General features: G+C 70.2%; 14 protein-coding genes. 2 read left to right on the top strand and 12 right to left on the bottom strand.

Translation table 11 applies throughout. The features are described 5' to 3' along the window. Positions 1 to 49 precede the first annotated feature (49 nt). The gene (locus EXU48_RS08180) at positions 50 to 931 is read right to left on the bottom strand and encodes an Fpg/Nei family DNA glycosylase (RefSeq protein ID WP_133107176.1); all 882 of its coding nucleotides are present in this window, start codon (positions 929 to 931) and stop codon (positions 50 to 52) included. Between the two features lie 160 nt (positions 932 to 1,091). On the opposite strand from EXU48_RS08180, the gene EXU48_RS08175 reads away from it, so the two are divergent. Further along, positions 1,092 to 3,149, top strand: coding sequence for an elongation factor G (locus EXU48_RS08175; RefSeq protein WP_133107175.1), 2,058 nt, complete (start codon positions 1,092 to 1,094; stop codon positions 3,147 to 3,149). A gap of 12 nt (positions 3,150 to 3,161) precedes the next feature. Here EXU48_RS08175 and EXU48_RS08170 read toward each other — a convergent pair whose 3' ends face one another. From EXU48_RS08170 to EXU48_RS08145, 6 genes are all read right to left on the bottom strand, one after another. After that, a complete protein-coding gene (locus EXU48_RS08170; protein WP_133107174.1) occupies positions 3,162 to 4,541 on the bottom strand; it encodes an ABC transporter substrate-binding protein in 1,380 nt (459 codons plus the stop codon). Positions 4,542 to 4,552: 11 nt separating this feature from the next. Continuing rightward, positions 4,553 to 5,497 carry a carbohydrate ABC transporter permease gene (locus tag EXU48_RS08165; protein WP_207947667.1) on the bottom strand — a complete coding sequence of 315 codons (945 nt, stop codon included), beginning with the start codon at positions 5,495 to 5,497 and terminating at the stop codon, positions 4,553 to 4,555. A 19-nt stretch (positions 5,498 to 5,516) separates the two neighbouring features. Then, a complete protein-coding gene (locus tag EXU48_RS08160) occupies positions 5,517 to 6,431 on the bottom strand; it encodes a carbohydrate ABC transporter permease (protein ID WP_133107173.1) in 915 nt (304 codons plus the stop codon). Between the two features lie 79 nt (positions 6,432 to 6,510). Continuing rightward, on the bottom strand, positions 6,511 to 7,752 hold the full coding sequence (locus EXU48_RS08155) for a Gfo/Idh/MocA family protein (protein ID WP_235856910.1): 1,242 nt from the start codon (positions 7,750 to 7,752) through the stop codon (positions 6,511 to 6,513). Positions 7,753 to 7,831: 79 nt separating this feature from the next. Continuing rightward, on the bottom strand, positions 7,832 to 9,028 hold the full coding sequence (locus EXU48_RS08150) for an ROK family transcriptional regulator (RefSeq protein WP_165962728.1): 1,197 nt from the start codon (positions 9,026 to 9,028) through the stop codon (positions 7,832 to 7,834). A gap of 39 nt (positions 9,029 to 9,067) precedes the next feature. Then, complete coding sequence (locus tag EXU48_RS08145; protein WP_165962727.1) at positions 9,068 to 10,516, bottom strand: Gfo/Idh/MocA family protein; 1,449 nt, start codon at positions 10,514 to 10,516, stop codon at positions 9,068 to 9,070. A gap of 113 nt (positions 10,517 to 10,629) precedes the next feature. Between EXU48_RS08145 and EXU48_RS08140 the strand changes: the two genes are divergently transcribed. Continuing rightward, a complete protein-coding gene (locus EXU48_RS08140; RefSeq protein ID WP_133107169.1) occupies positions 10,630 to 12,744 on the top strand; it encodes an alpha/beta hydrolase family protein in 2,115 nt (704 codons plus the stop codon). Here the strand turns inward: EXU48_RS08140 and EXU48_RS08135 are convergent. From EXU48_RS08135 to EXU48_RS08115, 5 genes are all read right to left on the bottom strand, one after another. Continuing rightward, complete coding sequence (locus EXU48_RS08135) at positions 12,733 to 14,664, bottom strand: ABC transporter ATP-binding protein (RefSeq protein ID WP_133107168.1); 1,932 nt, start codon at positions 14,662 to 14,664, stop codon at positions 12,733 to 12,735. The two genes, EXU48_RS08140 and EXU48_RS08135, sit on opposite strands and share 12 nt — an antisense overlap. Continuing rightward, on the bottom strand, positions 14,664 to 15,845 hold the full coding sequence (locus tag EXU48_RS08130) for an ABC transporter permease (RefSeq protein ID WP_133107167.1): 1,182 nt from the start codon (positions 15,843 to 15,845) through the stop codon (positions 14,664 to 14,666). The genes EXU48_RS08135 and EXU48_RS08130 overlap by 1 nt, the downstream gene beginning before the upstream one ends. Before the next feature lie 4 nt (positions 15,846 to 15,849). Beyond that, entirely contained in the window at positions 15,850 to 16,842 is a 993-nt protein-coding gene (locus EXU48_RS08125) for an ABC transporter permease (protein WP_133107166.1), read from the bottom strand. A 100-nt stretch (positions 16,843 to 16,942) separates the two neighbouring features. Beyond that, positions 16,943 to 18,898 carry an ABC transporter substrate-binding protein gene (locus tag EXU48_RS08120; protein ID WP_133107165.1) on the bottom strand — a complete coding sequence of 652 codons (1,956 nt, stop codon included), beginning with the start codon at positions 18,896 to 18,898 and terminating at the stop codon, positions 16,943 to 16,945. Between the two features lie 191 nt (positions 18,899 to 19,089). Further along, positions 19,090 to 20,316: a Gfo/Idh/MocA family protein gene (locus EXU48_RS08115; protein WP_133107164.1), complete on the bottom strand. Its 1,227-nt coding sequence runs from the start codon at positions 20,314 to 20,316 to the stop codon at positions 19,090 to 19,092. Positions 20,317 to 20,467 lie beyond the last annotated feature (151 nt).

The following is a 20,467-nucleotide window of genomic DNA, read 5'->3' as shown; positions in this document are numbered from 1 at the left end:
GCGGAACCGCACAGGGGTCTGCCTCGGGGGCGAAGGACTGCGCCGACGGCTATCGACGGCGCTGGCAGCGGCCGCACCAGTACAGGGTGCGGCCGGCGAGCGGCTTCGCGCGGACCTTGGAGCCGCACACCAGGCAGGGTTCTCCGGTGCGCTTGTACAGGAAGAACCGACGTTCGAAGTGGTCGCCGAGCCGTTCCCCGGTGAGGTCGGCGGTGTGCCGGAGCGCCTCGCCGGCGGCGATCTCGGCCTCCGCGGCCTCGATCTGGTCGTCCATGGTGAGGATCTGGTGGTAGATCACGCCGAGCGGCAGGAGCCGCACCAGGTCGTCCCAGATCGCCCGCCAGGTGGACCTGCGGATCTCCTTGCCCGGGCGCATCGGGTCCACCCGGTGCCGGAACAGGACCTCACACCGGTACACGTTGCCGACGCCCGCCACCACGGCCTGGTCCATGAGCAGCTCGGCGACCGGCCGAGCGCTCCGGCTCACCTTCGCCCAGCCGAGGTCGGGGTCGGCGTCCGGCCGCAACGGGTCCGGGCCGAGCCGGCCGGTGAGCGCGGCGATCTCGCCCGGGGCGACCAGCGCGCAGGTCATCGGCCCGCGCAGGTCCGCGACGTGCCCGTGCCCCGCGATCCGCAGCCGCACCGCGCCCGAGGTCGGCAGTTCCGACGGGTCGAGACCGCGCAGGTCCACGGGCAGCGGCACCACGGGGAACACCCCGATCAGGCCGAGGTGCACATGCAGCCAGACGTCGCCGTCGAACTCCACGAACAGGTTCTTCCCCCACGCGCCGGCCTCGACCAGGACGCGCCGGTCGAGGATCTGCGCGCCGCCCGCGAACCGGCCCTGAGGGCTGGATGCCCGGACCTGCTCCTGAGCGAACGCACGGTTCAGCCGGCCCGCGAGGGCGTGGATGGTGTGGCCTTCGGGCACGCACGCTCCCAGGATCTTGGACGTCGCCGGACTCCAACGTAGGCCACCACGGGCGGCCGCAGGCGCCCCCGGAGCTCCGGAGGGTCACCGAGCACCTCCCCCGGAACGCCGTGCGGGTCTAGCATCGTCAGTCCCGGCGTCCCCAGCTGAACGGACCGAGATGGACGACCCGCGCACGCAGGACATCCGCACCATCGCCGTGATCGGCCACGGCGGCTGCGGCAAGACCACGCTGGTGGAGGCGCTGCTGCAGCGCGCCGGCGTGATCGGCCGGATGGGCCGCACCGAGGACGGCTCCACCGTGTGCGACACCGACCCCGAGGCGACCCGTCGGGGCATCTCCACCACGCTCGCCCTCGCCCCGCTGGACTGGACGACCGCGGGTCGCGGCTACCGGGTGAACGTCATCGACACCCCGGGTCACGACGACTTCGGGCACGCGGTCGACGTGGCGCTCTCGGTGGCCGACCTCGCCGTCCTGGTGGTCGCCGCCACCAGCGGCGTCGAGCCGGGCACCCAGCGCGCCTGGGCCAGGTGCGTGGCGCTGGGACTGCCCCGACTGGTGTTCGTGACGAAGGAGGACAAGGCCGGGGCCGACTTCCACCGGGTGCTCAGCGACCTCCAGGACCGGTTCGGCCCGACCATCCGGGCCGTCGAACTGCCACTCGGCGAGCGTGACGGCTTCCAGGGCATCGCGGACCTGCTCACCGACACCGACACCGACTACGACGGCGACGGCCGCTCACACCCGGTCGCCGCCCCGCCGGAGATCGCCGCGCAACAGCACCGGCTGCACGAGGACCTCGTGGAGGAGGTGGTCACCGGTGACGACGACCAGTTGGAGCGCTATCTGGCCGGCGATCAGCTCACCCCGGCCGAGATCCGGGCCACGCTCGCCGCCGAGGTGGCCGCCGAGACCGTCGTTCCCGTCCTCGTCGGCTCCGCGGTCACGGGGGTGGGCATCACCGAGCTGCTCGACCAGGTCTGCCTGCTCGGCCCACCACCACGACCGACCCGGGTGCTCGTCGGTGGCCGGGAGACGGAGGTGCCGGCCGATCCCGACGGGGAACCACTGGTGCACGTGTTCCGCACGGTGACCGATCCGTTCGTGGGGCAGGTCTCGGTGATCAAGGTGCTCAGCGGCACGGTGCAGGCCGAGGACCACCTGACGAACACCGGCACCGGGGCCTCCGAACGGCTGCACGGTCTGTTCCGGATCCGCGGCACCGAACATCTCCTGGCCGTGCGGGTGCCCGCGGGCGACATCGCCGCCGTCGCGAAGCTGACCGACTCCCCCACCCGTACGCTGCTGGCCCGCCCCGGCCGACCGGTCACGCTCGGAGAGCCGAGCTGGCCGGAGCCCGGCTACTCCGTGGCGGTGCACGCCGCCACCCCCGCGGAGGAGGACCGGCTGCCGGAGGCGCTACGCAGGCTGTGTGCGGAGGACCCGGCGCTGGCCACCGAGCACGTCGCCGACACCGGGCAGATCCTGCTCAGCGGAACCGGGGACACGCACCTGGACGTCTCGCTCGAGCGGCTGGAGCGCAAGTTCGGGGTACGCGCCGTCTCCGAGCCGGTCCGGGTGGCGTTCCGGGAGACGCTCGCCACCGCAGTGGAGGTGGAGGGCCGGGTGAAGAAGCAGTCGGGTGGGCACGGGCAGTTCGCCGTGGTGCGGATGCGGTTGCGCCCCGCGCCGCGCGGCACCGGCCTGACCTTCGAGAGCAAGGTCGTGGGCGGCGCGGTGCCGCGGCAGTACCTCCCCGCCGTGCAGCGCGGCCTGGCCGAGGCGATGGCGGCCGGCGGTGCCCACGGGCACCCGGTGGTGGATGTCGTGGCCGAGTGTGTGGACGGCAAGTACCACTCGGTCGACTCCTCGGAGATGGCGTTCCGCGCGGCTGCGGCACACGCGCTCCGCGAGGCGGTGGCCGAGGCCGGCACGGTGATCCTCGAGCCGATCGACTCGGTGCAGGTGACCGTCCCCGACTCGAGCACCGGGGACGTGCTGGCCGACCTGGGTGCCCGTCGCGCCCAGGTGCTCGGCACCCGCACCCTCGACGGCGGCACCCAGGTCATCGAGGCGCTCGTCCCGGCCGCCGAACTCGGGCGGTACGTGATCGACCTGAGGTCCCTCACCGGCGGCTGGGGGTCGGTGCGGACCAGCCACGACCACTACGACGTCCAGCCGACCCGCCTGACCGGGCGCGCCGCCGGCCGGTGAGCGCGGGGCGCGCTATCCCCCGCCGAGGATCGAGTTCACCTGTTCGTTCACCTCGGTGAGCGTGCCCACGTCCCGGCTCCCGATGTAGATCTCGTCCATGATCGGGGTCACCAGGGCGGAGATCTCGCCGTAGTTGTCGGTCACCGGGAAGAACACCGTGTACCCGTTGTCCACCAGGTCCGTGAACGGCGAGACGTCCAGACCGCGGTCGGCGAACGCCTCGATCGCCGCCTCGGTGCCGGCCGGCCGGGCCGGGAACACCACACCCGCCTCACCGACCAGCCGCTGGCAGTCGTCCGACCCGAGGAATGCGACCCAGCGGGCCGCCTCCTCCGGGTCCGGGGACTGGGCGCTGATCGAGTCCCCGAGCCCGTTGTACATCGAGACCGGATGCCCCACCGGCCCGCTCGGCAGCGACGCGATGCCGAGATCGATGCCCTCGAGGTTCGCGTAGGTCCCGAGCATCCAGGACCCGTTCGCGGAGAGCGCCGCCCGGCCGGAGCCGAGGGCCTGCTGCGGGTTCGGCGCGGTTCCGACCTCCTCGAACGGGGCCATGAAGCCCTTGTCCACGAGCCCGAACAGCCAGGCCAGGGAGTCCTGGACCCGGGGGTCGTCGAAGTGGTACTCGGTACCCCAGACATCGGCGTTGGTGTAGTTCCAGCCGGTCGAGGCGGCCAGCCAGGACCACTGGGTCTGCCCGTCGGTGCCGCCGGACCCGTTCGAGGCCATCCCGTAGACGGCCACGTTACCGGCGTCGAAGCCCTCCTCGTCGCCACGCACCCCGGCCTCATCGACGCTCAGGTGCGCGATCACCTCCTCGAAGGAGCCGCCGTCCTCGGGATTCCAGTCCAGCCCGTCGAGATCCTCGGGGCTCAGGCCGGCCTCCTCGACCAGGTTCCGGTCGTAGAACAGCGCGATCGTGTCGAAGTCCTTCGGCATGCCGTACAGCCCGTCGTCCTGACCGGTCCAGAGGTCCGTGAGGCCGGCCTGGAAGCCGCCCGGGTCGGTGTCGGCGGTGGCCTCCAGGGTGGACAGGTCCACCAGCAGGTCACGCTGGGCGAACTCCGGGTACCGGGTCAGGTGGTCGGTGAACACGTCCGGTCCGGCACCGGCCACGAAGCCCGCGGTGAGCTTGCTCCAGTAGTCGTCCCAGCCGTACTGGCTGATCCGCACCTGCAGATCCGGGTTCTGCTCCTCGAACGCCTCCGCGCACCGTTGGTAGGCCGGAAGCTGATTGGCGTCCCAGAGCCAGTAGTCGATGGCGGTGCCACCGCCGTCGCCCTCGGCCGGGCCGGAGCACCCGGCCGCCACCAGCGCCGCGGCGGCGAGTGCCGCCGACGTCCGCGCGACGCGCGGGGCGAGCCCCCGCCGTCGGGAATGTGTCCTGTTCATGATGTGCCGCCTCACTTGATCCCACTGAAGCCGATGGAGTTGACGATCCGTTTCGCGAACACCAGGAACAGCGCGATCATCGGCAGCGCCGCCACCAGGGTCGCGGCCATCAGGCCGGACCAGTCCGGCCCGGTCTGCGGCGTCTGGGCGTTGAAGTTGCCCAGGGCCACGGTCAGCACCCGGGACTCGTCGGTGTAGGAAACCATCAACGGCCAGAAGTAGTCGTTCCACGAGCCGATGTAGGTCAGGATCGAGATGGTCGCGATCGGCCCGACGGACATCGGGATGATCAGCGAGAAGAACACCCTGACCTTGCTGGCGCCGTCGATCAGTGCCGCCTCCTCCACCTCGGTGGAGATGTTCATGAAGAACTGCCGCAGGAAGAAGATCGCGAACGGGGTCATGAACAGGCCCGGCAGCATGATGCCGAACAGGGTGTCGATCAGGCCGAGATCACGGATGAGCACGAAGTTCGGCAGCAGGGTGAAGATCACCGGGACCATCAGGGACAGCAGGAACACGCTGAACACGGTGTTCCGGCCCTTCCAGTGCAGCCGCGAGAACGCGTAGGCGGCCATCGCGGAGAAGAACACCTGGCAGGCGGTGACCACGGTCGCCACGATCACCGAGTTGCGCAGGTAGAGCCAGAAGTCGATCGAGGCTCCCGAACCGCCCTGGGCGATCGCCTCCTCGGTGGTCTGCAGGCCGAAGACCCGCTCGAAGCCGCCCCAGCTGAAGTCCACCGGGAGCAGCGAGGTGGCGTTCGCGTACAGGGCGCTGTTGCTGGACAGTGCGGTGCGCAGCATCCAGTAGAAGGGGAACAGGGTGATCAGCAGCAGGACGATCATCACCACCCAGGCCACCACCTTCCCGACGGTCGGGCGGGGCCGGCGTCGCGGCTCCGGGGTGGTGCGGACCTCGTCCTGGACGGGATCGAGGCCGGTCGTTGCGGTCATTCCGGTCATGGTCGGCTCCTCAGCTCAGGTCCGTCTGGCCCGCACGCGTGATGCGGTACTGGAGGAACGTGACGACCATCAGGATGATCAGCAGCGCCACGCTGAGGGCGGACGCGTAGCCGAAGTCGAACTGCGCGAACGCCTTGTCGTAGATGTAGACCTGCAGCACCCGGCTGGCGTCCACCGGCCCGCCGCTGGTGGTCACGGCCACGGTGTCGAACACCTGGAACGACCCGATCACCGAGACGATCAGGACCAGGCCGAGGATCGGGCGCAGCAGCGGCAGGGTGATCCCGAAGAACATCCGGGTCTCGGACGCCCCGTCGATCCGGCCGGCCTCGTACATGGTCGGCGGGATGGTCTGCAGGCCGGCGAAGATCAGCAGCGCCGTGTAGCCCATGTGCCGCCACACGTTCACCAGCGCGATGGTCGGGATCGCCCAGGCCTCGGTGGTGAAGAACCCGATCCGGTCCAGCCCGATCCACTCCAGGAGCTGGTTGCCGATGCCGAGCTGGAAGTCGAGGATCCACAGGAACACCAGCGCCGCGACCACGTTCGAGACCAGGTACGGCGTCAGCACCAGGCCACGCATCAGGGTGGACTGGCTGAGTCGCTGCATCAGCACGGCCAGGAGCAGCGCCACGACCGTCTGCACGCCGATGTTGATGACGACGTACTGGATCGTGACCCGCACAGCGTTCCAGAACACCGGGTCGGAGACCATCCGCACGTAGTTGTCGCCGCCGATGAACTCGACCGGACTGAGCAGGTCCCAGGACGTGAAGCTCAGGTAGATGCCGCGCAGCAGCGGCCAGAAGTAGAACATGACCAGACCGATCGTGGCCGGGAGGATGAAGGCCAGCGCGAGCCGGGTGTCGTCCCGCCGCCGACGGCGTCCCTCCCGTCCGGCGCGGGTGGTGGTTGCCAGGGCCATGGTCTACTCCTTGCGTCGTTGCAGGCGTCGTTGCAGGCGTGGTTGCAGGCGTTTCAGGTGTGGCGGGTGGTGCTCGGGTTCAGGCGGTCGGGTGGGCGTAGTCGGGGATCGGCAGCCGCTGCCCGCCGGCGAGCGCGGAGGCGTGCGCCACGATCCCGGGGGCGGTGAACATGGCAGCCCGGCGGGCATCCACCGGAGGCGCCACGCCGGTCACGACGGCGCGCACGAAGTCGTCGGCGAGGTAGTGGTGCGCGCCCTCGTGCCCGTTCGGGGCGTCGGCGTAGACGGCCGGGAGCCGGCTGCGGTCGTGCACCGGGGCGGAGCCGGAGGTGAACGCCTCCCGCAGCGCCGGGTCGACGTCCGCCAGTTCCTCACCGTTCGTGTCGCTGCGCAGCGGCACGAACTGCTCGGAGATGTCGATGGACTCGGACTTGTCGTTCCACACGCTCTGGTGGGCGAGCTGCTCGAAGCTGGCCTCGGTGCCGAAGAACCGGAACCGGGACTCGCGGATGTGCGAGGGGTAGCCGACCCGGCGCATCTCGTTCGTGCGCATGGTGCCGCCGTCGGAGAGCTCGAACAGCGCGGTGGCGTTGGAGAAGCTGTTGCCGAACTGGCTGACCTCCCGGTCGAAGACGCCGTCGCCGCGGCGGTCCTCCACGCCGAGGCAGCTGACGCTCACCGCCTGCGTGGGCAGCGCACCGAGGACCCCACCGACGGCGTGCGTCGGGTACAGCATCGGCGGGTAGCTCGCCGTCGCCTTCCAGTCCTCGCCCCCGCTGTACTGGTACGCGGCGTAGAAGCCCAGGTCCATGTCGTGGACGTAGTCGCCCTCGGAGTAGAACACCTGCCCGAGTGCGCCCTCGGCGATCTTGTTCCGCAGGTGCACGGTGGCCGGGTTGTAGTAGCTGGTCTCACCCATCATGTAGGTCAGGCCGGTGCGCTCGGTCTCGGCGATGATCGCGTCGAGGTCGGTGATCTCGGTGGCCATCGGCACCGCGGAGTAGACGTGCTTGCCCGCGGCCAGGGCCGCGAGCACGAGCGGGGCGTGGGTCCAGCGCTGGGTGAAGATCGCGACGGCGTCGACGTCGCCGGCGAGCATCTCCTCGAAGCTCGCGACCGTGGTGGCGCCCTCGTAGCGTGCGGCGAGCTGCTCGGCCCGCTCGGGCACCAGGTCGGTCACGACGAGGCGGCTGACGTTCGGGTGCAGGTCCCAGAGGGTCGCGAAGCTCTTGGAGAACTGGCCGGCTCCGACGATGCCGATGCTGAATGTGCCGGCGTCGGGGTCGAGGGGGCTCTGCGGTTCGGGTGGGAACGTGGTCACTGGTGCTCCTGATCGGGGGTCGGGTGGTGGGTTGTCGGTGCTTCGTCGGGTCATGCGGGCGGGCGCCGAGTCGCTCTGCTCAGACGCCCGACGGCGTTCGTTGGCTCGGTCGGTGGGTGCCGATGGTCTCGGGTGCGGCGAGCACCCATTGGCAGGCGACGACCGCGGCGCCGCGGGCCCACTCGTCGAAGGTCGAGTCGAACTCCTCGACGCGCGGGGCGCGGGTGCCGGGGTCGAGGTGCTCGGCGAGCGCGGCGGCCATCGCGGGCCGGGCGGTAGGCATGATGCCGAGACCGTCGCCGGCGAGGATCACGGCGGGCAGGTCGAGCAGGTTGACGATGACCGCGATCAGGGTGCCGAGCGCCCGGCCGGCGTCCTCCAGCGCGCGCACGGCGGCCGGGTCGCCGGCGTCCGCGAGCGCGACCACGTCGGCCAGGTCCAGGTCGGCGCGCCCGTGTGGCACGCCGACGGCGCCGGTGATCGCGGCGGCGTTCAGCACGGCGGCGGCACAGCCGCGGTGGCCGAGCTCGCAGAGTGGTCCGGACTCGGTGATCGGGGTGTGCCCGACGTGGCCGGCGGTGCCGTGCCCACCCGCGCGGACCTGGCCGCCGAGGACCAGACCGACGCCGATCCCGACGCCGATGGTGACCACGGCGAAGTCGTCGTAGCCGCGGCCGGGCCCGGACCACTGGACCCCGGCGGTGAGCGCGCGAGCGTCCCCGCTGAGTACCGTCGGGACGCCGGTGGCGTCGGTGATCATGCGTGCGAGCGGGACGTCGTCCCAGCCCAGGTAGCCGTTGTCCCGGACCGTGTCGTCGAAGTGCAGCATCCGGCCCGCCAGCCCGACGCCGAGGGCCTGAGCGCTACCGTCCGGGTCGAGTTCGTTCATCACTTCAACTATCTGACCGGTCACGGTCTCGACGTCCGTGCCGAGCAACGCCCGGTGCACCGCCTTCTGCACGGCCCCGCCGGCGTCCGTGGCGACCGCCCACAGTTCGTCACCGGTGATCTTGATGCCGAGGAAGCGGTGCCGTGCGACGTCCATCACGAGCGGCGCCCCCGGGCGGCCCGGTCGGGCGGATGGCGCGGATTCCTCCCGAACCAGACCGGAGTTCACCAGCGGTCTGGTGAGCTTCGTGAGGCTCGCCGGGGAGAGGTCGAGGCGCCGCGCCAACTCCGCCCGGGACAGCGGCCCGACGCGCAGGAGTTCGCGCACCACGGCCCTGGTCGAGGGCCGCAGGCTCGCGAACGAGGTGATCTCGGTGCTGCGGTGCACGAAGCCATCGTGACCCCGTTTGTTCACCTTGTCAAGGAACTAGGAATACTCGCCATTCAACAGTTCCGCGATCGAGAGGATCCGACCCTCCCCGATCGACCGCCAGATCGCCTCCCCCGCAGCCACCGCGAGCGCCCCCTCCCGGGCCGAGGCGCCCAGGCCGAGGGCGACGGACTCGGCATCCGGTCCGACGAAGAGATCCCGTCGCATCAGCGGGTCCGCGCCGTCGTGCCCGCCGGACACGCTCTCGATGTCGATCACCTCGGCCGGCCCGAACAGCGGACGGTGCACCACCTGCCCGGACCCGGGCAACGCCTCGCCGTCGGGCGTGCGCCCGGTGAACATCTCGATGGTTCCGTGCGTGCCGGTGAGCGTGGCCCGGTACCCCTCCCACGGTGAGGAGAAGTCGACGGCGTACGCCGCGGTCGCGCCGCGCTCGAACGTCAGGAGGGCGGCGACGTGGTCCTCGATGTCGATCTCGTCGTCGTAGAGGTAGAGGTCGCGCCCGGCCGGGTACTGCACCTCGTAGGGCAGGTCGAACAGGCCGCGCCGGGTCTCCCCGGCCCCGTCGGGGAACGTGCCGCTGCCGCGCTGGGCCTGGTAGTACGGGTCACGCTCGCGCACCTGCGCCGGGCTCGCCGCGTCCGGACGGTGCGGGCTGCCCGGGCCGTAGTAGTCGCGACCCCCGACGGCGTAGACGGTGCTCGGGGCGTCCGCGAGCCACCAGGAGATCAGGTCGAGGTGGTGCGTGGACTTGTGGATGGTCAGTCCGCCCGAGTTCGCCCGCTCGCGGTTCCAGCGCAGGAAGTAGCTCGCGCCGTGCCGGATGTCCACGTGGTAGTCGAGGTTCACGTGCAGCGGGCGCCCGATCGCGCCGGCCAGGACCATCCGCTTGATCTGCCGGTGGCGGGACGTGTACCGGAGGTTGTGGGTGACCCGCACCGTGCCGGCCGACTCGCGCTCGGCCTCGAGCACCCGGGCGGCGTCCGCGGCGGTGGCGACCATCGGCTTCTCCGAGATCACATCGACGCCGTGCTTCAGCGCCTCCACGATGTAGCGGGCGTGGGTGTGGTCGGGCGAGGTGACGATGACGGCGTCCGGCCGGGTCCAGCGGAGCAGGTCGCCGTACTGCTCGGGTGCATAGGCGGGCACGTCGGGGTGCCCCGGGGGCAGGATCGTGGCGGCGAACGCGCCCGCGCGGGCCCGGTCGACGTCGAGGACCGCGACGAGTTCTCCGTGGCCGGAGAAGTCGTCGGCGTCCGCGCCGTAGCCGAGCGTCGCGTCCTCCCCGGCACCGGAGTCGGAGACTCCCAGGAGCGGGCGCACGAAGCTGGCCACACCGCGGTTCGACAGGCCGACGACGGCGTAGCGTCGCCGCGGTCGGTCGGCCTCGCCAGGGTCCGTGGTGTCGGCTCGTCGGGCGCGCTCGGCGTTCGGGTGCCGGCCGCTCGCACCGGATTCGCTCGGGTGGTCCCGGAGCGTGCTCATGACATCTCCCTGACATCGTCGTAGGCTGGCTCCTGCAATTGCAGCAACCGCATTCATTCCGGCCACGATACCGTCGCGGGGCGCCACCTCGCGACACCCACGAAGGAGTGCCAGTGCCCTCGCTCGGCTTCAGAGCCAATCTTGACGGCTACGTGGACGTCTCGCAGGACCTGCTCCGGCACGTGGCCGCCCGCACGGAGGCGGAACTGGCCCGTGGCCGGGCGGACCTGCTCGCGGCGGACACCCCGGAGCTGGTCCGGGCGCACCAGGCGGCGACCCGAGCCGCGGTGGCGGCCGGCATCGGCGGCGAGGTGACCACGAGCGGCGAGGACACCTGCCCGCCGGTGACCTGGGGTGAACGACTCGAGACCGCCCACCACACGGTCGACACCCTGATCCTGGAGTCCCTGCCGGGCGTACCCGTGACGGCGAACCTGTACCGCCCGGGCACGACCGGTGCGGCCCGGGACGCCGCCGCGGGACCGGCGATCCTGTTCGTCTGCGGGCACGCGCCGCTCGCGAAGGCCGATCCCGAGTACCAGGCGGTGTGCGGGCGACTGGCGGATGCCGGCTTCGTGGTCCTGGCCATCGACCCATGGGGACAGGGGGAACGGCTCGGCTACCTCGACGCCGACGGCGAACCGCTCGTCGCCGGTGGGACCACCGAACATACCTATGCCGGCATCCAGTCCTGGTGGCTCGGTGACTCGCCGGCCCGCTACTTCGTGCACGACGCGCGCCGGGCGATCGACCTGCTCACCCATCTGCCCGAGGTGGACCCGGCTCGGATCGGCATCACCGGCAACAGCGGCGGCGGAATGCTGTGCACGCTGATGATCGCCCTCGAGCCGCGGTTGGCGGCGGCCGCGGTCGGCACCTACCTGACCAGCCGGGGCTCCTACCTGTGGTCCGGGCAGCGCCAGGACGCCGAGCAGATTCTGCTCGGTGGCACCCGCAACGGCGTCGACCACGCCGACCTCCTGGCGGTCATGGCACCCCGGCCGGTGGCGGTGCTCGCCGCCGAGTTCGACTTCTTCCCGATCGAGGGCACGCTGGACTCGGTGGCCGCGGCACAGCGCGCCTACGACGTCCTCGGCGCACCGGACGCGTTGCGTCTCGCTCGCGCACACAGCACCCACCGGTACGCACCGGAGCTCGCGCGCGCCGCGGTCGAGTTCTTCGGCTGGGCGCTCGCACCGACCACGACCGAGCCGGCCGGTGGGGTCCTCGAAGCGGCGGCAGGCCCCCCGGCGGTCGCGGCAGTCGCACCGCCGGCCAAGACCGCCCTGACCACGCCCGGCGCCGCCACGTCGGCCACAGCGACAGACCTGGGAGCCGCGTCCGTCCCGGTCGCCGAGCCCGAACTGTTCGAACCCGTCCGGCTCACGTGCACGCCGTCGGGCCAGGTCGCCCTCGACAACCCGGAGACCAGGTTCCTGTACGACCTGAACCTGACGTCCTACGAGGCGCTGCCCGAACCGACCCCGGATGCGGCGGTGGCCTGGCTACGGGACCGCGTCCACGACGGTCGCCGACCGGCCGGCGCACCCCATGCCCGCTGGCTTCCCGGACCGTCCGGGACCACCCACGGGCTGTGGCGAGCGGAGACCGACCTCTGGGGCGCCGGGGTCCTCCTGTCCGCCGATCAGAGCCCGACCGGCGGTCCGCGCGCCGTGCACATCCTCTTGCTCGAGGAGGGCACGGCGGGGCTGACCGACGACCACCCACTCACTCGACGAGACGACCCACGAGACCTCGTCCTCGCGCTCGACGTGCGCGGCCACGGCGCTCTGACGCCATACGACAAGGACGGCCTGGCACCCACCGATCAGGCGAGTTCGACCTACAAACTCCTCTGCGACCTGCTCTGGCTCGGCGACTCCCTGACCGCAGGCCGGGTCCACGACGTCACCCGCGCCGTCGACCTGCTCCTCACCGACACCCACCTGGCCCGCACCTACCCCGGCCTGGACGTGAACAGCCCCGTCCATCTGCACGGGGAAGGCGGCGGCGCCTTCCTCGCGGTGCTCGCGGCCGCCGTCGACGAACGGGTCCGCTTCGTGCAGGTGCGCGAGGAGTTCGTGGATCCCGATCGAATGCTCCGGAGCCGTGTCTACGACGAGGGCCGCGGCGGCTGGCAGTGGGTCCTGCCGGCGATGGCACACCGCGCGCCGCTGCGGCTGCTGCGGGACACGCTCGGTGAGCGGCTCCGGGCGTCAGGCCGCTGACTCCTCGGACTCACCCTCGTCCGGCCGGTAGACGACGCGTTCGCGGGTGCCGCGCACCCGCGGGTCGGCCACCGGCACCGCCGAGAGCAGGGCCCGGGTGTAGCCGTGCTGGGGGTTCGCGAACAACTGCTCCGCCGGTCCCTCCTCGACGAGGTTGCCGTAGTACATGACCGCGACCCGATCGCAGATCCGCTCCACCACGGACAGGTCGTGGGAGATGAACAGATACGTCAGGCCGAGCTCGTCCTGGAGGTCGGCGAGGAGCTCGAGGATCTGCGTGCGGACCGAGACATCCAGGGCCGAGACCGCCTCGTCCGCGATGACCAGCTTCGGGGAGGTGATCAGCGCTCGGGCGATGCCGATCCGCTGGCGCTCGCCGCCGGAGAAGGCGTGCGGGTACCGGCTCGCCATCGAACTCCTCAAGCCGACCCGCTCCAGCATCGTCTCGACCCGGTCGTCGAGCTCCGACCCCCGCGCCAGGCCGGCCACGCGCAGCGGCTCCCCGATCACCTGGCGCACCGTCATCCGCGGGTTCAGCGACCCGTACGGATCCTGGAACACCATCCGCACCTGCCTCCGATAGGGCAGCAACTGCTTCTGGGACAGGCCCGCGAGATCGACGGCGCCCGAACCGTCGTCATAGAGCAGCTCACCGCCGGTGGGGTCGTAGGCGCGCATCACGCATCGGCCGAGGGTGGTCTTGCCACACCCGGACTCCCCGACCAGGCCGAGGGTCTCCCCCTCGGCGATGTCCAGATCCACGCCGTTGACGGCGACGATCTTCTCCTTGCGGCGCCGCCCGAACATGGTCCCCGAAACCGCGTCGAACTCCATCCGCAGGTCCCGGATCCGCAGCAGCGGGCGCGCCTGTGGGTGCTCGTGCCGGACCGTCTCCCGCGGGTCGGAGACCACCTCGACGACATCGACCGAACCCGGCCGACCGCCGTCGGGCACTGCATCCCCGACGGCGGGGGTCGCCTCGGGCGCCTCGGGCTCGCCGAGCGGCGCGGACCGCTGCGGGAGGCTGGCCAGGAGCTCCTTCGTGTAGTCGTGCTGCGGGTCGTGGAAGATCTGGTCGACGGGGCCGGTCTCGACCACCTTGCCGTGCCGCATCACGACCACGTCGTCGGCGATCTCGGCGACGACGCCGAGATCGTGGGTGATGAAGATCATCGTCATCGAGAGCTCGACCTTGAGCTCGCCGAGCAGGTCGAGGATCTGTGCCTGGGTGGTGACATCCAGGGCCGTGGTCGGTTCGTCGGCGATCAGGAGCGCCGGGCGGGCGATCAGAGCCATCGCGATCATGGCCCGCTGACGCATGCCACCGGAGAGCTGGAACGTGAAGGCGTCGATGCGCTCGTCCGGGCGGGGGATGCCCACGTTGTTCAGCTCGTCGATGACGCGCTCGCGGATCTGTGCCGGGCCGAGGTCGCTGTGCAGCTCGAGCACCTCGCTGATCTGGTTGCCGATCGTGTGCACCGGACTCAGTGCGGACATCGGCTCCTGGAAGATGATGCCGATCTCACGCCCCCGGACGGAGCGGATCGCGTCGCCCTTCGACCTCAGCGCGGCGAGGTCCCGCACCGGTCCCTCCGGGTCGGCCCGGAACAGGATCCGACCGTCCTCGATCAGGCCCGGGTTGTCCACCACCTGCAGGATCGATCGAGCCGTCGCGGACTTGCCGGAACCCGACTCCCCGACGATGCAGGTGGTCCGGCCCCGCCGGACCACCAGGTCGATGTCGTCGACGGCATGCACCGTGCCCTCGTCGGAGTGGAACGTGGTCTTCAGCCCCTGGATGTCCAGGATCGCCTCGGCATCGCTGAGCTCGGCGGCGTCGACGACCGCGCCGGCGAGACCACGCTGTGCGGCGCGGGCGGCACGGTCACGCTCGCGGATACGGCGGCGCGCAGAGAACATCAGGACCTCTTTCCGTACGGGTCTGCGGAGTCCCGGAGCCCGTCTCCGACGAAGTTGAACGCGACCACGGCCAGGACCACAGCCAGCCCGGGCAGCAGCAGCCACGGCGCAGTGGCCACCACGTTCACGCTCTGCGCGTTCTGCAGCAGGACACCCCAGGACACCGCTGGGGCCCGCAGGCCGAGGCCGAGGAAGGACAGCGACGTCTCGGACAGGATCATCGCGGGCACCGCCAAGGACACCGTGGCGATGATGTGGGAGGCGAAGGACGGCAGCATGTGCCGGGAGATGATGCGGCCGGTCGGGACGCCATCGAGCTTGGCGGCCAGCACGTAGTCCTCACCACGGGTCTGCAGCAGCCGGCCGCGGATCACCCGGGCCAGCGAGGTCCAGCCCACCAGCGACAGGATGACGGTGATCATCAGGTAGGTCTGCATCGGACCCCACTGGGGTGGCACCGCCGCTGCGAGGCCGAGCCACAGGGGAAGCGTCGGGATCGACATGAACAGTTCGATGATGCGCTGGATCACCGTGTCGGTGGTGCCACCGAAGTACCCGGAGATGCCACCGAGGATCAGGCCGAGCAGCAGCGAGATCGCCACCCCGACCAACCCGATCGACAGTGAGATCTGCGAGCCGTAGATGATCTTCGAGAGCAGGTCACCGCCGCCCCGGTCCGCGCCCAGCGCGTACCACCGCTGGCCCGGGTCCTCCGGCCCGAACAGGTGGACGTTCGCGTCGACGAGGCCGAGCAGCCGGTAGGGGTCGCCCTCCACGAAGAAGCCGAGATGCACCATCTGCGAGGTGTCCTCGGTGAACACCGGAGCCAGCGTCTCGGGGTCCGTGGCGCCGGTCGTGGGGTGGACGTAGAAGCCCTCGGAGAATGAGAAGTGCGGGATCTGCGGCGGTTGGTAGGCGTGCTGCCCGCTGTAGGACGTGGTGTTGAACGGGGCGAAGAAGCCCGCGAACAGGGCGACCACGTACAGGATCACCAGGATGACCATGCCGATCATCGCCAGCCGGTGTCGGCGGAAGCGCCACCAGATCAGTTTCCACTGCGGCGCCGAGGTCACCTCGGTACGGCTGCGCCCGGTCTCGGTGTCGAGGCGGTCCGTCGTCTCGGTCCCGGTCGGGTCGTCCGACTCGGGGTCGGCAACGGGAAGTTGGGTCTGGGAGGTCATCGGATCACGCCTTCCCGAATCGGACCCGTGGGTCCACGGCGGCCAGGAGCAGATCCGAGATCAGCGTGCCCACCACGGTCAGCACGGCGATGATCAGGATGATCCCTCCGGCGAGGTACATGTCCTGCGATTTCAGGGCGGCCAGCAGGAGCGGGCCGGTGGTGCCGAGGGCGAGCACGGTCGCCACGATCACCTCGCCGTCGAAGATGCTCGGGATCGACCAGCCGACGGTGGAGATGAACGGGTTCAGGGAGATCCGCAGCGGGTACTTACGGATGTTGCGTCCTTCCGGAAGTCCTTTCGCCCTGGCCGTGGTGACGTAGGGCTTGTACAGCTCGTCGAGCATGTTCGCCCGCATGGTGCGGATGATGCCCGCCGTGCCCGCCAGGCCGATCACGAGCACCGGGATCCACAGGTGTTCGAGCAGGTCGCCGACCTTGGCGAGACTCCAGGGTGCATTGACGTACTCCGGCGAGAACAACCCGCCGACGCTCTGCCCGAAGTAGGCGAACCCGACGTAGGCGAGCACCAGGGCAGCGAGGAAGTTCGGGACCGCGAGGGCGACGAAGCCCACCACGGAGATCGTGTAGTCCGCGGCGGAGTGCTGCTTGATGGCTGAGTAGATGCCGGCCGGCAGGGCGATCGCCCAGGTGAACAGCAGAGTGGCGACGCCGAGCAGGATGGTCAGCGGAAGGCGCTCGGTGATGAGGTCGATGACCGGCCGCTGGAACTGGAAGGACAGCCCGAAGTCCCCGTGCAGAAGGATGTTGCTGATCCACTTCCAGTACTGGATCCAGAACGGGTCGTCGATCCCGTATCGGACCCGGAGGGCCTCCAGCTGGGCCGGGTCGATGCTCTCGCCCTGCGCCTCCAGCGCGGCCACCTGAGTGGTCAGGAAGTCCCCGGGCGGCAGTTGGATGATGAAGAACGAGATCACCGAGATGATGATCAGGGTCGGGATCACGTGCAGGATCCGGTGGATCGTGAATCTCAGCATCGCTTCCTCCTTCCGCTCGGTCCGGACATGTGGTCAGGCGTGGCCGCGGGCACGGCCGGCCGGGAGCGGGTTGCTCGGCTGCGGCCGTGCCCGTCGTGGCTCACGCGGGCAGGAACGAGATCTGCTCCGGCTTCGTGATGCCCTCGCGCCCGTAGTAGAAGGAGAGCTTGGGTTCGTCGTCGCGCACGCCCCGCACGTCGTTCGTCACGATGACCGGCTGGAAGGGCAGGCCGAGCAGCCCGATCGCATACACGTTCTCATCGTGCTGCGTGACGATCGCACGGCCCGCCTCCACGCGCTCGTCGTCGGTCGCGGCACCCCGCAGCAGGTCCCAGTTGTCCATCAGCGCCAGGATCTCCTCGGGAGGCTCGATACCCTCCGACCCGTTCGAGGCGTACCACTGTCCGAACCCAGGTGCGCTGTGGCTGTTCGCGCCGGTGGGGATGTACCAGACCGGCTCGAGGTCGAAGTCGTCGCTCGGCATCGTGGTGCCGTCGATGTCGAAGTCGTTCGCGCTGCGCAGCTCGGCGTACAACGTCGGGTCGACGGGCCGCAGGCTCAGCGTCAGTCCGATCTCCGCCCAGTACCGCTGCACCATGGTGAACGCGTCCGCCGTCGGCACGCCGGCGGTGCTGTCCACGTAGAGCAGCACGAGGGCGAGCGGCTGGCCGTCCGGTCGTTGCCGGACGCCATCGGAGCCGCGGGTGAGCCCGAGACCATCGAGGAGCTCGTTGGCCCGGTCCACGTCGAACTCGATGAATCGCTGCCCGGTGCCCTCGACGTAGTAGTCGGAGGTCTCGGTGGCCAGCGGCTGCCGGACGTCCCCGAGTCCCCCGAGCAGTGTGGCGTTCAGGTCCTCACGGTCGATCGCGTGGGACAGGGCTGCTCGGAAGTCGACCTGGAGGAAGAGGTCGCGGAGCACCTCGTCGGCGTGGGACAGGTTCACACACAGGGACAGGAGCGTGGCGTCGTTCTTCCAACGGAGCATCTCGTACCCTCGGTCCTCGGCGTTCTGGAGGTAGACCTGCGCCGAGTTGTACCCGAGGAAGTTCCCCTGGAAGTTCAGGTCACCGTTCGCTGCGCGCAGGTCGAGGGCATCCTGGGCGAGGACCTGCACCTGGATCTGGTCGATGAAGGGCAACTGGCGCCCATCGGGGTCGACCTTCCAGAAGTACGGGTTGCGCTCCAAGGTCGCCGTGCCGCTCTGGGCGTTCGCGGCGCTGATGACCTGGTAGGCGCCGAGGATCGGCCGCTCCGGGTTCGTCCACCAGTTGTCCCGGTCACCGAAGTACTGGTCCCAGGAGTCGAACCCGGCGGCCGCCGTGGCAGCATCCACCTCGGCCGGGTCCGTGTAGGTGGGGTGGAACTGCTCGAGGTAGTGCCTCGGCTTGAGGAACTGGTTGCTCACGGCGGGGTGGCACATGTACTTCTCGAACAACCCGAACGGCTGGGTGTAGCGGATGATCACCGTGCGCTCGTCCGGAACCTCGACCGTGGGCCGGGCGTCGCCGTCGCTGAACCAGAAGGGCGCCGCCGGGATCGTGGTCTCGTTGCGCAGCACGTCGTCGATGGTGAACTGCAGATCGGCGGAGGTGAACGGCTCGCCGTCGGACCACTTCAGCCCCTCGCGCAGGACGAACGTGAACTCCGTGTTCGTGTCGTTCTTGCTGAACTCCTCGGCGAGGCTGGGCAGGAAGCCGTCCGAGTCCCAGTTCCATTCGAGCAGACCCACGCTCGCGAAGGCGGTGAGCGCGCCGGCATCTCCGACCTCGGTCTGAGCACGGTTGAGGGTGCCGCCGTACTGGGCCGGGCCGTCCATGACCTCGACCTCCATCGGGGTGGCCGGCAGCCGCTCGGCGAGCTCGGGGAGATCGCCGGCCTCGACCCGCTCGGTGAGCATGGGTGACTCCTTGGCGTCGGCGCCGTTGCCGTCGAACGGGTTGGGTGCCTCGTCGTCGGAGCACGCGGTGAGGCCGAAGATGGCGATCGCCGCCGCACCGCCGCCACCGAACTTGAGCAGGGACCGGCGGGAGATGCTCCGGTGTTCCATCGTCATTGAATTTTCCTCCAGCTCGCGGCTCTCGCCGTGGGTCAGACTTCTCGTGGGGTGCACCGCTGGGGTGCGGAACCGGCGCCGACGGCCACGTCGGCCCGGGACTGTCGCGGTGCGCCCTGCGGCGTTCGGGACGGGACGGGGGTGATCTGAACCTAGCGACCGCAAGCGGTTGCTGCAACACCAGTACGGATTCAGTCGGGCGGGCGCTGCCCATTCTCGAAGTAGGCGCGCAGCTCTGGGTCCAGCTCGGGGACGTCCAACGCGCCGGAATCACCACGCATCGACTCGGCCGCCGTGGCACCCGCCGCGACCGCTTCGCGGGCAGCGACCGGGGAGGTCGCCGTGGGGGCGCCGGTGCGGACGAACTCCAGGAACTCGGCGAGCAGTGCCGGGTCGGCCCCGTGATGGCCGCCCTCGACGTCCGGGATGGGAAACTGTTCATCGCCCTCGGCGTTGTACTCGGTGCGCCGGTTCCACAGCCGCACCACGCCCTCGTGCCCGAGCCCGAAGTTCTCGATCCGGCCCTCGGTGCCGATGATCGTGTAGTTGCGCCAGTAGTCCGGTGTGTAGTGACACTCGGAGTAGGTGGCGTACACCCCGTTGTCCAGGCGCATGGTCATCATCGAGATGTCCTCGACGTCGATCACCGGGTTCAGCCCCTCCTGGGCGAGCGGGGGCCAGTTCTTCTCCCGGTCCAGCCACTCCGTGACCACCTGTCCGGTCCGGTCCGTCCGGGAGGTCACGTCCCCGTACACGGTGAGGGCGCCCATGGCGCTGACCCGCCTCGTGTACCCGCCGGCGAGCCAATGGATCACGTCGATGTCGTGAGCGCCCTTCTGCAACAGGAGCGTGTTCACATTCGCGCGCTCGGCGTGCCAGTCCTTGAAGAACCGGTCCCCGCCGTCGCCGACGAAGTACCGGCACCAGACCGCCTTGACCTCGCCGATCCGACCGGCGCGGACCAGCTCCCGCATGAGCATGATCACGGGCATGTGGCGCATGTTGTGACCCACGTACAGCCGGGAACCGGTCGATCTGGCGGTCTCGAGCATGCGGTCCGCGTCCGCGACCGTCGTAGCCATCGGCTTGTCCACGAAGACGTCGATGCCGGCCTCGAGCAGATTCACCACGTGGTCCGCGTGCTGGTGGTCCAGGGACGTCACGAAGGCGGCGTCCAGGTCCGCTTCCAGGAGGACGCCCAGGTCCGAGCCCACCGCCACGTCGGCGCCGAAGCGTTCGCGTGCTCGGTCCTGCGCCCGGGGATGCGGGTCCGAGACGGCCACCACGATGGCGTTCCCGTCGTCGATGCTGGCCCGCTGCGCGATCACTCCGCGGTTGCCGTTGCCCACGAGTCCGAGCCGGAGATGGGCGTCGGCACCGGGGCCGGACGGAGTCTGCGTTACCGTCGGAGATTCCATGAGCAGGGACGTTACGGGACGCAAGCGGTTGCGGCAAGCGTGCGCAGATTGTCGCAACCTGCGCCGGGCGGTCGTCTGCTCACCGCCCTGGTGCGGTAGCATCGGCGCACGTTGCGCACGCGTTCGCACAAGCACCGGCTGCGCACCCGCA

This window comes from Occultella glacieicola (genome assembly GCF_004353825.1).
Classification (GTDB): Bacteria; Actinomycetota; Actinomycetes; order Actinomycetales; family Beutenbergiaceae; genus Occultella; species Occultella glacieicola.
Note: the sequence above shows the minus strand (reverse complement) of the source record. Positions and strands in the feature narration are given on the sequence as shown.

What these genes read in the sequence shown, in the direction of transcription:
- EXU48_RS08175 (WP_133107175.1), top strand. Translation starts at nt 1,092, where the DNA reads ATGGACGACCCGCGCACGCAGGACATCCGCACCATCGCCGTGATCGGC.
- EXU48_RS08170 (WP_133107174.1), bottom strand. Translation starts at nt 4,541, where the DNA reads ATGAACAGGACACATTCCCGACGGCGGGGGCTCGCCCCGCGCGTCGCG.
- EXU48_RS08165 (WP_207947667.1), bottom strand. Translation starts at nt 5,497, where the DNA reads ATGACCGCAACGACCGGCCTCGATCCCGTCCAGGACGAGGTCCGCACC.
- EXU48_RS08160 (WP_133107173.1), bottom strand. Translation starts at nt 6,431, where the DNA reads ATGGCCCTGGCAACCACCACCCGCGCCGGACGGGAGGGACGCCGTCGG.
- EXU48_RS08145 (WP_165962727.1), bottom strand. Translation starts at nt 10,516, where the DNA reads ATGAGCACGCTCCGGGACCACCCGAGCGAATCCGGTGCGAGCGGCCGG.
- EXU48_RS08135 (WP_133107168.1), bottom strand. Translation starts at nt 14,664, where the DNA reads ATGTTCTCTGCGCGCCGCCGTATCCGCGAGCGTGACCGTGCCGCCCGC.
- EXU48_RS08130 (WP_133107167.1), bottom strand. Translation starts at nt 15,845, where the DNA reads ATGACCTCCCAGACCCAACTTCCCGTTGCCGACCCCGAGTCGGACGAC.
- EXU48_RS08125 (WP_133107166.1), bottom strand. Translation starts at nt 16,842, where the DNA reads ATGCTGAGATTCACGATCCACCGGATCCTGCACGTGATCCCGACCCTG.
- EXU48_RS08120 (WP_133107165.1), bottom strand. Translation starts at nt 18,898, where the DNA reads ATGACGATGGAACACCGGAGCATCTCCCGCCGGTCCCTGCTCAAGTTC.
- EXU48_RS08115 (WP_133107164.1), bottom strand. Translation starts at nt 20,316, where the DNA reads ATGGAATCTCCGACGGTAACGCAGACTCCGTCCGGCCCCGGTGCCGAC.